The sequence below is a fragment of the Candidatus Kurthia intestinigallinarum genome (assembly GCF_003991225.1).
In the GTDB taxonomy this organism is placed as follows: Bacteria; Bacillota; Bacilli; order Bacillales_A; family Planococcaceae; genus Kurthia; species Kurthia populi.
Genome location: NZ_JTFC01000006.1, coordinates 64,057 through 78,399 on the forward strand (window position 1 = coordinate 64,057; position 14,343 = coordinate 78,399).

Consider the following 14,343-nt stretch of genomic DNA (forward strand, 5'->3'; position numbering starts at 1 on the left):
GGACCTAAGTGGATAGGGCTAGAGAAAGGCTACTTATTTGCTGAAGTGTAAATAATTCTAAAATAAATACAATTTTTATGGCGATAGTTATGATAACTTTGCATAGCACTGTAGGTGAAAAGGGGCAAAGTAGGGGTAGAAAAACCCCATTTTTGCCCCGTTTTGCTCGTTTTCGGGTTCTAAAGGGAGATTTCAACACATAGATTTGGCTAAGATAGAGCGCTGCGTGGCGCATTTTTCGATGAATCGAATAAATGACAGCTCCTTTTTTTAGCATATTCTTTTCAGACAAAAAACATCCGTCAGAGAACGGAAACAGACCGATTTTTGCGTATTTTGGGCTGTAATTAGCCATTTGGCATCTTTAAAAATAATAACGATATGCGGAAAAATCATAAATAAAAATTTTTGTTGACAGCTTTTTGCATGATACATGATAAATCTAGATTTTTCACCCCGTAATTAGCCCTGCTTTGGCACTTATTTTCAACTATGTTGTAGTCAAAACACGCTTTCTGATGTTATCAGCCATTTCTGAAAAACGATACAAAAAAGACAATCACCATTAGATGATTGTCTTTGAACGTTTATTTTTTCAATGTTAGTAATGTAACGCTTTCGACATGCGCTGTTTGAGGGAACATGTCAACAGGTTGAATATACTCAACCTGGTATAGCTCCATTAACTGAGCTAAATCTTTTGCAAGTGTTGATGGATTACAAGAAGTGTAGACGATACGTTCTGGACGGATGACTAACATCGTCTCGATGAAGCTGTCGTCTAAACCGGTGCGTGGAGGATCGACTGTCACAACGTCTGGCACATAGCCGTCTAAACGCCATTCCTCTAACCAATGCTCTGCCGTACCTTGAACATACGTCGCATTTTCAACACCATATTTTTTCGCGTTTTTCTTCGCATCGACAATTGATTCAGGAATGATATCCATACCGCGGATTTCTTTCGCACCTTTTGATAACCAAAGACCGATTGTACCAACGCCACAGTAAGCATCAACGATGGATTCTTTACCTGTTAATTTCGCTGCTTTTTTAATTTGATTGTATAGGTGAACCGTTTGTGTTGGATTCAGTTGGAAGAATGCGCGTGCTGATAAATCAAATGCGTATTCACCAAGTTTTTCGCGAATCGTTTCTTTACCAGCTAACACAATCGTTTGGTCACCGAAAATAAGTGGTGAGCTATCTTCTTTAACATTTTGAACGATTGAAACGATTTTTGAATCCAATGCTTTTACGCGTTCAACAAGCTCGTCTTTTTGATCGAAGTTTTTCTTCGTTGTGACGAAAACGATTTGTGTTTCACCTGTATTGACGCCTGTACGCACAACAATTGTACGTACTGTACCACGATTTGTTTTTTCATTATATGCAGGAATTTGAAGCTCTTGCATAATGCGTTTTACTTTTGTCGTCATTTTCGCCGTCATTGGATGTTGTACAGCACAGTCTTCAATATCTAGTAGCTTATGGCTGTTTTCTGCATATAGACCTGCTAATACTTTATCGCCAGATTGACGTGCTTGGAAGGCACTCTTATTACGATAATTCCAAGGGTCATCCATACCGATTGTTGGGCGTAGGTCGATTTTTTTTGCGCCATCTTTCACGTATTTAGCTAATGATTGTGCGACAATGTCACGTTTCGCTTTTAGCTGCATATCGTATTTCATATGCTGTAATTGGCAACCGCCACATTCATCATATACAGGACATGGTGGTGTCGTACGATGTTTTGAACGTTTTTGTACTTTTATAATTTTACCTTCTGAATAACCGCGCGCGACTTTTGTTAGTTCGATATATACTTCTTCGCCTGTAATAGCACCAGGTACGAAAACGATGTTACGTTTGTAGTAACCAATCCCTTCGCCGTTAATACCGAGTTTTTTAATGTTCAGTGGAATCCGTTTTCCGACTGACATAATAGTTTGTTGTTGCAAGATGGACACGTCCTTTTCTAAATTCATTTCTCCATTATAACGAAACGCCGACTTGAATAAAAGAAAAGCTTCTGCCATCTAGCAGAAGTTTTAACGCAGTAGTTGCTGAAGTGCTTTTGTAATCGTTGGATAATTGAAATCAAAATCATAGTCACTTAAAACGGTAGGTAATACTTTTTGACCTTCTAATACGAGCTGGCTTTTCTCGCCAAGTGCGAGCTTAAGTGCAGCTTCTGGGACAGGCAACCAGTTAGGCTTATTAAGTGCTTCGGCGATGAAATCCCCAATTTGTTTCATGCGAACCGGATAAGGGGCTGTGACGTTTACAACACCTTTTACATCCTCATTCATTAAACAAAATGCCAGCGCACGCGCAACATCTTCTACATGTACCCATGATACCCACTGCATGCCATCGCCAAGCTTGCCACCAACATTATATTTATAAGGCGTCGCGATAAGCGGGAATGCGCCAGCTTCCTGATCGAAAATGACACCGAAGCGCGTTTTGACGACACGAACGCCTTCCTCTGTTGCTTGATCTGCGAGCCCTTCCCACATCTTAACCGTTTTACCGAGGAAATCATGGGCTTGCTCATCGGAAGCTTCGGTATATTCAGCGTCGAGTGATGTAGGGTAAATCCCAACAGCACTCGCATTGACCAATGTTTTTGGTGTTTCCTCTAGTACACGAATAAGGCGTAGCACTTCATTTGTTGCTTCTTGGCGACTATTATAAATCGCCGCTTTTCGCTCATCTGTCCAGCGGCCTTCATTTAACGATACACCAGCTAAATTTACAAATGCATCAACATCATTTAAATAAAGTTCAGGCTGTGCATCATCAACAAGCCACTGTACGTATTCAATACCATCTTTTGAATCGTTATTGCCACGCGTTAAAATCACAATGTCATGCCCATGAGATTTTAATAATTTTGTTAAGGTAGAGCCAACGAGACCAGTGCCTCCAGTAATCGCAATCTTCATGAAAAAATCCTCCTTTAATGTTTCATTTACTTAGTTCTATTATTAAGTGTATGCCCGTGAAGTTTCAACTGAAAACAGGTATACTATCAAAAGAAAGGGGTTGCTACGTATGCCGAAAGTCATTACGAAGATTACACGACAAAAGCGAAATGAAGAGCGCTACAATATTTTCTTAAATGAAGAATATTCGTTTAGTGTCGATGAAAAGATTCTCGTGCAGTACGGCCTCACAAAAGGAAAAGTGCTAGATGAATGGACACTTGGTGACATCGCCTTTGAAGATGAAGTAGCGCGTGCATTTAATCGCGGCTTATCGTATTTGACTTATCAAATGCGCAGTGAAGAGGAAGTGCGTAAAAAGCTACGTGACGCAGAATTTGGTGAAGCAGTTATTCAAGAGGCGATTCAAAAATTAGTACGACTTGGCTTTTTAAATGATGCGGAATTTTCACGTGCCTTTGTTGAAACGAAAAAGAATACGATGAAAAAAGGGCCGCGTGCGATTCAGCAGGAGCTAAAACGTAAGGGAATCGATGAAAAAACGCAGCAGCAGGCACTTGGAGAGTTTGATGAAGGGGAGCAACTTCAGCTCGCGTATGAATTAGCGGAGAAAAAACAGCGTCAAGAATCGCGAAAAACACCGATGCAGCAAAAACAGAAGATTCAAGATTTCCTCTTGCGAAAAGGCTATAGCTTTGGGATTATTGAACAGGCGATTGCGAAATTAGATTTTACAACGGAAGAAGACGATTGGTCCGCGATGCTTGAAGGGCAGGGCGAGAAGGCGTGGAAGAAATATGCGTCGAAGTTTACTGGCTATGACCTCCATATGAAGGTTAAGCAGGCATTGTACCAAAAAGGGTTTCCCGGTGAAATTATAGAGGCATTTATTGAACAAAAGGAGAATGAAAATGAAGAAGTATAGCGAAATGACGGAAGCGGAACTGCGCACAGAGATTGGTTTATTAAAAGAAAAAGCCCGTAAAGCGGAGCAACTGGGCATCATTAATGAATTTGCAGTTTATGAACGTAAAGCAATTTTAGCAAGTTCCTTTTTATTAGACCCTGCAGATTTTAAAGCGGGCGAAATTTATCGTGTCGAGGGTGACCCGGGTGTGTTCTTTAAAGTCGATTACTTAAAAGGTGTCTATGCATGGGGTTACCGCTTAGGCGGGCATGTGGAAGAAGAAGCCATTCCAATTGCGATGCTTGTACCAGCTGGGGAGATGTTCTAATATGCAAGAAATCGAACAAAAAGTAGCGGAATTAACAGAAGTGTTAGTAGAGGCAAGCCAGCTATCGCAAGCGAAGGCACGTGTATGGATTGAGCTTTTATGGAGTGACTTCGAATCGACATATGCGAAGGCTGGTTACGACTATAAAGGAATGGAAATGACTGAGCGTATTATTCGTCAATGGATTCAAAGCTATGGTCGCGACATCCATGCATTTGCGGGTCGAAATCCAAAATATGCACATTTATTAGATGATGTAGAATAATCGGGCTGGCGCTGGGAAGCAATTCTTAGCACCATGCCTTTTTTTGAAGCATGAAAAAACGAGACCTCTAGTCAAAGAAGTCTCGTAGGTTTGTGATGGAAGATCAGCTACGTTTACCAGGGCCCCTATCTACCGGGGACCCATCGGAGTTAAACGAGCGCTTTCATCACTTAGTGTTATCCGGATTCAAGCGCTAACTCCTCGGGTCATTTCGCTCTCTCCGACGTGACAAAAAGAGTCACTTGTCGAGAGCTATAAATGCCCATCGGAGTTAAACGAGCGCTTTCATCACTTATGATTATCCGGATTCAAACACCAGTGCTTCGGGTCGTTTCGTTCCTTCCGACGCGACGAAGAACGCCGCTTGTCAGGAATTATAAACGCCCGTCAGCACTAAACGGTGTTTTCATCACTTATGATTAAATTAATTTGCTTTGTAGTTTTTCTTCACTGAAGATCCAGCCTGTGTATGACCGAACGATGTTATACTCTTCATCGACATGTGCGACAGCTACGAATGGATATCGATTATTACTACGGTAGCGCAAATCGATGAGACGAATTTCTTGTAGGCCATTTTTTAGCATGCGCATCTCCCAGCGATAAATAGGGGAGAAGGACACGAAAGATTTAAAGTTTTCATCTTTTAAGACTGCATCAAATAAAGGCGTTTTTGGTAATGGCTCAATTTTAAATTTATCGTAAATTGTGATGGAGCGGCCATATGCGCGTCCAACATAATGATGTGTTTTGGAGTTTGCGGCTACACGATACTGTAAAAAGTAGCGTGTAGGTGATAAAATAACTTCTTCTGCATCGGGTACGGTATTTTCGACAGCGGTAATAACGGCTCGGTGTAGCCAAATGCGTACGAGGTAATAGCCGATAAGGACGATATAGAGTGTTGCCATCGTCGGAACGGGTGGGGCACCGAACGCCCATGCGGCAATCGCTACAACATGTAAGCCGAAAATAATCGGGTCAAATGTGTTGATGATGCCCAGCGCCACCCATTTTTTGGAGAATGGGCGCACTGCCTGGGTTCCGTACGCATTAAAAATGTCGACAAACACGTGAAGCCCGACTGCACCGAATGCCCAAATCCATACGTGGAGGGCATCTGCAGAAGGGAATAATAAATGCAGAACAAGTGTAATAAGCAACGGCCATATAATAACGGCCGGAATGGAATGCGTAATACCGCGGTGATGGCGAATATAAACGGCGTTATTGCGTAATTTCAAAATGGTGTCGATATCGGGCGCTTGTGAGCCGAGGATAATCCCGGTTGCAACGGCTGCAAATGTTGCAGGGTGCGATGCGACGACAGGGTCCGCTAGCGCAAGTCCACTGATGGCGACACTCATAACTAAGTGTGTACCTGTATCCAAAAAATCAGCTCCTTAGTGCCAATTTCAATCATTACATTATAGTTCTATTTTACAATATTTTACTCGTTTCTACGAGCAATAAATGAGGGGGAAACGATTTGTATCGTTATACGAAACAATTTCAAAAAGCACTTGTTGAATGGTTTAACCGTGAAAAACGAGACTTGCCGTGGCGTCATACAACCGACCCATATAAAATCTGGGTTTCAGAAGTAATGCTACAGCAAACACGTGTTGATACGGTCATTCCATACTACGAAAATTTCTTAGAAAAGTTCCCGACAGCACAAGCACTAGCTGATGCCAATGAGGAATTTCTCTTGAAGCAATGGGAGGGCCTTGGCTATTATTCACGCGTTCGTAATTTACAAGCGGGTGTACGAGAAGTAGTCGAAAATTATGGTGGTGTTGTACCAAAGACCCGCGAAGAAATTTCAACATTAAAGGGCGTCGGTCCATACACAGCAGGGGCTGTACTCAGTATTGCCTATGGTGTGCCAGAGCATGCAGTCGATGGCAATGTCATGCGTGTATTAAGTCGTGTCTTAATGATTGATGAGGATATTGCGCTACCGAAAACGAAAAAAACATTTGAACGCGCGGTCATGGAGCTCATTGACTATGATAATCCATCTGCTTTTAATCAAGGATTAATGGAGCTCGGGGCGATGGTTTGCACACCGACATCACCAAGCTGTCTACTTTGTCCGGTGCGCGATTATTGTACAGCCTTTCATGAAGGGGAGCCGGAAAAACTGCCGGTGAAGACGAAAAAAGTGAAAACGAAAAAAATTCCGTATGATGTGTTTATCGTCGAGGACGAACAGGGACGTATTTTAATGGAGCAACGTCCAGAAACAGGCCTACTTGCGAATATGTGGCAGTTTCCGATGGTCGAAGTGAAGAAAGATGTTGTGACGGATAGCGTTATGGCGGAAATGTATCATTTTGAACTTGCTGGTAAAGATCATTTGATGCCACTAAAACATGTATTTTCACATCTTGTGTGGCAGATGGATGGCTATATACTACGTGCAACTGATGTAGAAGAACCGCCAGAACGTTCGGCGTGGCTGACACTAGACGAGGTTGAAAAATTACCGCTTTCTGTATCGATGCAGAAATTTTTAGCACAATATCGTATTGAACGCCAAAAATTGTAAAAAATTCAATGGATTTTCGGGATAATCGCAGTTTTTAACTACACCTTTGTTTGTAGGATTGTTATAATGTTACAAAAGCACTTTTTTATGAGTGCTTACAAAGGTGGGGCTTGTAATGGCGATTCCAGCAGTAGGGGAAATCGTACAAATACATAGTTATAAGCACAATGGCCGCATTCACCGCGTATGGCAAGAAACGATGGTACTAAAAAGTACAAATAAAGTGATCATCGGAGCAAATGAACGCACACTCGTTACCGAATCGGATGGCCGAACATGGTTGACGAGGGAGCCTTCAATTACGTATTTTCATTCGGAATTGTGGTATAACATTATTTGTATGCTAAGAGAAGATGGCGTTTATTATTATTGTAATATGAGTTCGCCGTTTGTATTCGATCACAACGCAATAAAATATATTGATTATGATTTAGATGTTAAGGTCTTTCCAGATATGTCGTATACACTTCTTGATGAGGATGAGTACGAAGAGCATCGCCAATTGATGAATTACCCACAAGTTATCGATAGTATTTTAAAAGCAAATTTACAAAAGCTAATCCAGTGGGTGGAACAACGTCGTGGTCCATTTGCGCCTGACTTCATTGAAGCATGGACAAATCGCTTTAAGTTCCAACGCCAATTAAACGATGAAAAAAAGCAACAAAATCCAGAACATGATTAACACCATAAGCTGTTTTGGTGGAAAAAAGGAGCTGTCTCACACGGTGGGGACCGTTCCTTTTTTGTTTTTCTGAGTCGATTTAGTAAAAAAATCCATGGATATATGCTACAATGAATCTCGCATTTTTGACGAAAGGATCTGAAGCGCATGGGCAGTATGAAGCGTTACATGCAGTTCGTTTGGCCATATAAATGGGATATCGTCATTACGTTTTTAATCGGGGTTTTGAAGTTCTTAATTCCGATGGCGACACCGTTTATCATGAAGATTGTTATCGATGATATTATCGGTGCCGATGAGCTAACGAAAGCACAACAAATGGAAGGTCTCGCGTGGTGTATTGGCATTGTTGCTATTTTATTCTTTGTTATCCGCCCACCTGTCGAGTTTTTCCGTCAATATTTTGCACAGCGTGTCAGCAACCGTATTTTGTACGATATCCGTACGAAGTTGTATGCGCACCTGCAAAAGCTAGGATTAAAGTTTTATTCAAATAACCGTGTCGGCGATGTCATTTCTCGTACGATTAATGATGTTGAACAAACGAAAGAATTCGTCATGACGGGGTTAATGAATATTTGGATTGACCTTGTAACGGTCGTTATTGCGATAGGTATCATGATGATGCTTGATGTGAAGTTAACATTGATTACATTAATTGCACTACCGTTTTATATGATTAGTGTAAAATATTTCTTTACAAAATTACGTGCGTTAACACGTGAGCGTTCAAAAGCATTAGCTGGTGTACAAAGCTATTTACATGAGCGTGTGCAAGGCATGAATATTATTAAAAGCTTTACGCTTGAAAAACATGAGCAAGGCATCTTTGCTGAAACAAACGGCAATTTCTTAAATAAAGCTTTAGCACAAACGCGCTGGAATGCCTATACATTCGCGGTTGTGAATACGATTACGGGATTAGCGCCAGTCGCGGTACTTGGTTATGCCGGGTATCATGTGATTCAAGGTAATATTACGATTGGTACGATGGCCGCATTTATCGGTTATATCGATATGCTGTACAACCCACTTCGTCGTTTAGTCAATTCATCGACAACACTGACACAGTCGGTTGCCTCAATGGACCGTATGTTTGAGTTATTTGATGAAAAGTACGATATTGAAAATAAAGCTGACGCCATTGCGCTCCCTCCTGTAAAAGGGCAGGTTACCTTTAATGATGTGTCGTTCCGCTATAACGATGAGGGGCGTAATGTGCTAAGTAATATTGACTTCTCGATTCAGCCAGGACAAACGGCGGCATTCGTCGGCATGAGTGGTGGCGGGAAATCAACGATTATTAGCTTGATTCCACGTTTTTACGATGTCCTCTCAGGTAGCATTAAAATCGATGGGCATGATGTACGTGATGTGACGCTTGAAACATTACGTGGTCAAATTGGTATTGTGCAGCAGGAAAATATTTTATTTAGTGACTCTGTACGTGAAAATATCTTAATGGGGAATCCTTTTGCAACAGATGAAGATATGATTGCGGCCGCAAAAGCTGCTAATGCACATGACTTCATTATGAATTTACCCGAGGGCTATGATACGCCAGTTGGGGAGCGCGGTGTGAAATTATCAGGGGGACAAAAGCAGCGTGTAGCGATTGCACGTGTATTCCTTAAAAATCCGCCGATTTTAATTTTAGACGAAGCGACCTCAGCGCTTGATCTAGAGAGCGAGGCATTGATTCAAGAATCACTCGACCGTTTGGCGCATAATCGTACGACTTTAATTGTGGCGCACCGTTTATCCACGATTACACATGCAGACCAAATTATTGTGATTGACCACGGGGAATTAAAAGAACGTGGTACTCATGCAGAGCTAATGAGTAAGTCAGGAATTTATCATGATTTATTCAATGTTCAAAAATTAGATTAAAAAAAGAGACTGGAACAAAGCATGTCATGGTCCTTTTTTTAGCGTTTAAAACGAAAAACCGGAACCGCGCCATCGCGCGATTCCGGTTTTTTTTATGCTCACAGGAGCGGTTGTTTTAAGCTTCTTTAATTACAAAATATTATCTTCATCACGTTCAGTTAATAATTCACTTGAATGATATGCCTGATATGCCGTAATAAGTGTATCGAGATGCTCTAAATTTTCTTCATAATCTAAAATACGAGATAAAATGTGAAGCAGGTGATAGCTTGAAAATTCCTCATCACCCTCTCGCTCATGCTGCTCGACGACATAGTCTGCGAATATATCCATGATTTCATTACGTTGTAAAAATTCATCCTGGCCAATCCAGGTCGTATGATGCGACTTTAGCTTACCAGTGTATTTTAAAAATAGTTGCTCATGGTAAGTAGATAAGAAGTCGAGGCGCTCCTGAATCATAATATGGAAGCGTTCGGGCATATTCGCAAGTTCATTTTCATGAATGAACAGACGATTTAGCGTTTCTAAACTTTTATTCGTTGTAATAAGCATTTGACGATAAATGACGAGTTTACGCTTTTTGGCGAACAGGGCCTTTTTCGTATACGTACGCTCTTCTTTATAAAGTGTATAAATTTGGTCGAGCTTTTTTTGATGACCACGTAATGTACGCACGGATTGTTTTGTTGATGTATGCTCGGATGCTTGGCGCACAGCAAGGCGTATCCAACGTGTAATGTCATCTTGTAAATATTTTGTTGAGGCAAATAACCGTGTTTCATATTTGGGTGGTAGGAATACAAGGTTGACGATAAAGGCAGCAAGCACCCCAATCATCACCGTTGTGAAACGAATGACTGCGAATAATAAAAATTCATCAAAGGCTTCGATTTTTTGACCTTCCATAATAACGATGACGGTCACAAGTGCTAATGAAACACTGCTGGTCAACTTTAATTTCATCATGATTAATAGTGTTACGATAACGGCAAAGCCAGCAACGACTGGTTCTACCCCAAAAATGGACGCGAACACAACTGCGCTGACAGCTCCAATGACATTCCCTTGTATTTGCTCGATAATTGTTTTATACGAGCGATAAATCGATGGCTGAATCGCAAAAATAGCGGCGATACCAGCGAAGATAGGTGATGGCAAGTGGAGCCATTCAGCTAAATAAAAGGCGAAGACGATGGCAACGCCGGTTTTTAATATACGGGCACCTAATTTCATTGTTGAAATGGCAACCTCTCTTTCATTCAATATAGTTGTACTTTAACATGTTTCAAGCATTGCTTAAAGGAACTTGTTACAATAAAGAAAAGGGGGTTTTTTAATATGACAAACTTAGTTGGCAAAAAAGCGCCAAGCTTTACATTACCAAATGAACAGGGTGAGCGCATCTCTTTAAGCGATTTTGCAGGGAAAAAGGTCATTCTTTATTTTTACCCGAAAGATATGACACCAGGATGTACGACAGAAGCATGTGATTTTCGTGATGCACACGCAGATTTTTCAGATTTAAATGCTGTTGTAGTTGGTGTGAGCCCGGACCCAGCAGCACGACATACAAAATTCATCGACAAATATGAGCTACCATTTTCATTATTAGCAGATGAAGACCATGAAGTTGCGGAAGCCTATGGTGTGTGGCAATTAAAGAAAAACTTTGGTAAAGAATATATGGGCATTGTCCGCTCGACCTTTTTAATCGACGAGCATGGCACTGTTGTGAATGAATGGCGCAGTGTTCGCGTGAAGGACCATATCGCCGAAGTACTAACAACACTACGGGAAGGAGCCGAATAGATGATTTATTTTACGTTTGATCCACGACCAGATTTGAAAGAAGATTTACTGAAAAGTTTTCCAAATGAGGAGTTTGTGTTTTCACGCACGGTCGAGAATACGGATTTAGCACGTGCTGAAATCATCGTGACCTATGGTGAGGATTTGACAGAGGCGCATATTGCGACTGCCAAAAACCTACAGTGGATTATGGTAGCCTCTGCTGGTATCGAAAAAATGCCAAACGCAGCGATTGCGGCGCGTGGTATCCCAGTAACAAATGTACGCGGTATTCACAAAGTACCGATGGCTGAATCTGTTCTTATGCACATTTTAGCGCATTACCATTCTTTGCCACAAATCTATCAGTATGAAACAAAACATGAGTGGAAACGTAACTTAAAGCAACGTGAACTGTTTGGCTCAACAGCCGTTATTCTTGGGCCGGGTGCCATTGGCGGCGAGATTGGTCGTCTCTTAAAAGGATTCAATGTGACGACAATAGGTTGCAATCGTTCAGGGCGTGATGCGGCATATATGGACAAAATGGTACGCTTTGACGAACTGACATCCGTGCTGCCAGCAGCGGATATTGTCGTATCTGTATTACCTGATACGGAGGAAACAAAGCATTTAATGACAGCACAGCATTTTGATGCGATGAAGGATACCGCGCTATTTATGAATTTTGGACGCGGTTCACTTGTGGAAACAAACGTTTTAATAGAAGCGTTAACCGAAAATAAAATTGGTGCGGCTGTGTGTGATGTTTTTGAAACAGAGCCATTACCAGTTGATTCGCCCCTATGGGATTTACCTAATATGACGGTATCTCCACACGTTTCAAGTCATTCATCACGTTATCTAGAGCGCAGCTTCGCTATCTTTAAACCAAATTTAGAGAAGTGGCGTAGCGGTAATCACGAGGAATTAGAGAACTTTGTCGATTTAACATTAGGTTACTAATTGAGAATGTATAGATGCTAATTGAAAACTAAATCATTTTCGTCAGAGGACTATCGTTCATTTTAATCAATAAAGTTGACAGTAATGCCATGTGACAGGTACACTTATTAATAACAATTATAAATTAATAATTTGTATGAAAGAGGTGCATGGCGATGTCTGAAACGCAATTAAAAAATGCACTCGACACGCTAAAGACTACGGGCGTACGTATTACTCCGCAACGTCATGCGATTTTAGAGTATTTAATCGAAACAATGACGCATCCAACTGCGGATGATATTTATAAAGCATTAGAATCGAAATTCCCAAATATGAGTGTGGCGACAGTTTACAACAATTTACGAGTATTCCGTGAAGCGGGCCTTGTAAAAGAGTTAACATATGGTGATAACGCTAGTCGCTTTGATTTCATCACATCGAAACACTATCATGTGATTTGCTCATCATGTGGTAAAATCGTTGACTTCCATTATCCTGGACTAGACGAGGTTGAGCATGTAGCAGCGCAAGTAACCAATTTTGAAATCAATTCACACCGTATGGAAATCTACGGTACATGCCCAGAGTGTCAAGCGAAGAGTGAAGAAGTAAAGACGGCATTATAAGTTAAAACGAGATAACAACAGGAATCGCATTTAAGTATGCGGTTCCTGTTGTTCTTTTTTGCAGGGAACAATAGCGACATTTGATATTTCACGCTATAATCTACATGGAGACCAATTGTTTAGGGGGAGAATAGTTAATGGATTTACATTTACGACCGATTTATCAGGAACGCGCAAGTGATTCAAATACGCTAGGTGTTATCTTAGTTGAAAAGATTGATTCAGTGAGCCCGATTACCGACAATTTTGATACAGTGCTTTTTATTATTACAAAGGATAATGAAAAACCTATTTTCACAAAACACTATTCATTTGATAATAATAAAAAGGCAGTTATGCATACTATTACCGAAAAGCAAATTCAAAAGTGGCTGATTGTTGGCTACAATAAGAAGATTGTCGATTGGTTATTTTATGGCAAGGTATTATTTGATCGTAATGAATATGTAGATACATTAAAGAAAAATCTCAAAAACTATCCTTTTGAAGGACGTCAAGTAAAGCTAGGTGTTGAGTTTGCGAAAATGATTCGTCGCTATGAAGAGAGTAAAGTATCCTTTGATGCACGTGACTACTTTGATGCATACAATCATATGATTGAAGTGTTACACCATTTAGCGCGCCAAACGATTATTCAACAAGGCCGTTATCCTGAGGTGACGGTGTGGAATCAATTAAAGGGCTACAATGTAGAAGTGTACAATCTTTATGAGAAATTTATTACGAGTCACAAAGAAATCAAGGAACGCTTATTAGAAATTTTCGATATAATTAAAATGTTAATAGAAGAAAGTGTAGAAGAGAGCGCACAACATCTATTAGAAGTAATGAAGCAAAAAGCGCATTGGAGTGTACAGCAACTACATGAAGATGAGGAATTAAATGTCTATTCGGTAAACCTTGAATTTTTCGTTGAGTTTCTAGTGGAGAAAGGCTATATTGAAATAGACCGAATCGAGACGAAGAGTCCGGGTGTTTTCCATCGTTATTATACGGTGAAAAAAAAGTGATAAAAAACGCTTGACGGTTATTAATAACTATTGTATTATATTACTTGTCCTTGAAAAACAGGGCATCACAACATAACAAACGAACGAAAAAAACTTTTTAAAAAAGTTGTTGACTTCTTAAAAGTTATGATGATATAATAAGTGAGTCGTTAAGATAACGGCAAACGAAATGAACCTTGAAAACTGAACAAGCAAGATGTAATCACAATAAATTCGGTTCAATTGAATCGAAAAAATGTTATCAAGCAAGATAACGCTAGCAAAGCAAATGAGCTTTCAAACACTTTTTATGGAGAGTTTGATCCTGGCTCAGGACGAACGCTGGCGGCGTGCCTAATACATGCAAGTCGAGCGAATGATGAGAAGCTTGCTTCTCTGATTT

14 protein-coding genes and 1 rRNA gene are annotated in these 14,343 nt (G+C 40.6%); 11 read left to right on the forward strand and 4 right to left on the reverse strand.

All coding sequences use genetic code 11. The annotated features are described in order from the left end of the window. Positions 1-587 precede the first annotated feature (587 nt). On the reverse strand, positions 588-1,964 hold the full coding sequence (gene rlmD / locus QI30_RS01475) for a 23S rRNA (uracil(1939)-C(5))-methyltransferase RlmD (RefSeq protein ID WP_126989179.1): 1,377 nt from the start codon (positions 1,962-1,964) through the stop codon (positions 588-590). 90 nt (positions 1,965-2,054) lie between these two features. Further along, positions 2,055-2,954, reverse strand: a complete 900-nt coding sequence (locus tag QI30_RS01480; RefSeq protein WP_126989180.1) for a TIGR01777 family oxidoreductase — start codon at positions 2,952-2,954, stop codon at positions 2,055-2,057. A 109-nt stretch (positions 2,955-3,063) separates the two neighbouring features. Between QI30_RS01480 and recX the strand changes: the two genes are divergently transcribed. The 3 genes from recX to QI30_RS01495 are packed head-to-tail and all read left to right on the forward strand — an operon-like array spanning position 3,064 to position 4,454. Further along, positions 3,064-3,879, forward strand: coding sequence for a recombination regulator RecX (recX, locus tag QI30_RS01485; RefSeq protein WP_126989181.1), 816 nt, complete (start codon positions 3,064-3,066; stop codon positions 3,877-3,879). After that, entirely contained in the window at positions 3,860-4,189 is a 330-nt protein-coding gene (locus tag QI30_RS01490) for a YfhH family protein (RefSeq protein ID WP_126989182.1), read from the forward strand. Before recX ends, QI30_RS01490 begins: the two co-directional genes overlap by 20 nt. 1 nt (position 4,190) lies before the next feature. Continuing rightward, positions 4,191-4,454, forward strand: a complete 264-nt coding sequence (locus QI30_RS01495; protein WP_126989183.1) for a YfhJ family protein — start codon at positions 4,191-4,193, stop codon at positions 4,452-4,454. A gap of 419 nt (positions 4,455-4,873) precedes the next feature. Here the strand turns inward: QI30_RS01495 and QI30_RS01500 are convergent, their stop codons facing one another. Further along, a complete protein-coding gene (locus QI30_RS01500; protein WP_126989184.1) occupies positions 4,874-5,845 on the reverse strand; it encodes a metal-dependent hydrolase in 972 nt (323 codons plus the stop codon). 98 nt (positions 5,846-5,943) lie between these two features. On the opposite strand from QI30_RS01500, the gene mutY reads away from it, so the two are divergent. From mutY to QI30_RS01515, 3 genes are all read left to right on the forward strand, one after another. Then, positions 5,944-7,008, forward strand: coding sequence for an A/G-specific adenine glycosylase (mutY, locus tag QI30_RS01505; RefSeq protein WP_126989185.1), 1,065 nt, complete (start codon positions 5,944-5,946; stop codon positions 7,006-7,008). A gap of 115 nt (positions 7,009-7,123) precedes the next feature. Further along, entirely contained in the window at positions 7,124-7,693 is a 570-nt protein-coding gene (gene ntdP, locus QI30_RS01510; RefSeq protein ID WP_126989186.1) for a nucleoside tri-diphosphate phosphatase, read from the forward strand. A gap of 147 nt (positions 7,694-7,840) precedes the next feature. Then, a complete protein-coding gene (locus QI30_RS01515; RefSeq protein ID WP_126989187.1) occupies positions 7,841-9,586 on the forward strand; it encodes an ABC transporter ATP-binding protein in 1,746 nt (581 codons plus the stop codon). A 129-nt stretch (positions 9,587-9,715) separates the two neighbouring features. Here QI30_RS01515 and QI30_RS01520 read toward each other — a convergent pair whose 3' ends face one another. Further along, entirely contained in the window at positions 9,716-10,822 is a 1,107-nt protein-coding gene (locus QI30_RS01520; RefSeq protein WP_126989188.1) for an FUSC family protein, read from the reverse strand. Positions 10,823-10,927: 105 nt separating this feature from the next. Between QI30_RS01520 and bcp the strand changes: the two genes are divergently transcribed. The 5 genes from bcp to QI30_RS01545 all read left to right on the forward strand — a co-directional run. After that, complete coding sequence (bcp, locus tag QI30_RS01525) at positions 10,928-11,398, forward strand: thioredoxin-dependent thiol peroxidase (protein ID WP_126989189.1); 471 nt, start codon at positions 10,928-10,930, stop codon at positions 11,396-11,398. Next, positions 11,399-12,343 carry a D-2-hydroxyacid dehydrogenase gene (locus QI30_RS01530; protein WP_126989190.1) on the forward strand — a complete coding sequence of 315 codons (945 nt, stop codon included), beginning with the start codon at positions 11,399-11,401 and terminating at the stop codon, positions 12,341-12,343. It abuts the gene before it with no gap. Positions 12,344-12,498: 155 nt separating this feature from the next. Continuing rightward, positions 12,499-12,951: a peroxide-responsive transcriptional repressor PerR gene (gene perR, locus QI30_RS01535; protein WP_186439696.1), complete on the forward strand. Its 453-nt coding sequence runs from the start codon at positions 12,499-12,501 to the stop codon at positions 12,949-12,951. Positions 12,952-13,088: 137 nt separating this feature from the next. Beyond that, positions 13,089-13,961, forward strand: coding sequence for a nucleotidyltransferase-like protein (locus QI30_RS01540; protein WP_126989192.1), 873 nt, complete (start codon positions 13,089-13,091; stop codon positions 13,959-13,961). Positions 13,962-14,247: 286 nt separating this feature from the next. Then, positions 14,248-14,343, forward strand: a 16S ribosomal RNA gene (locus QI30_RS01545); the annotation flags it as partial.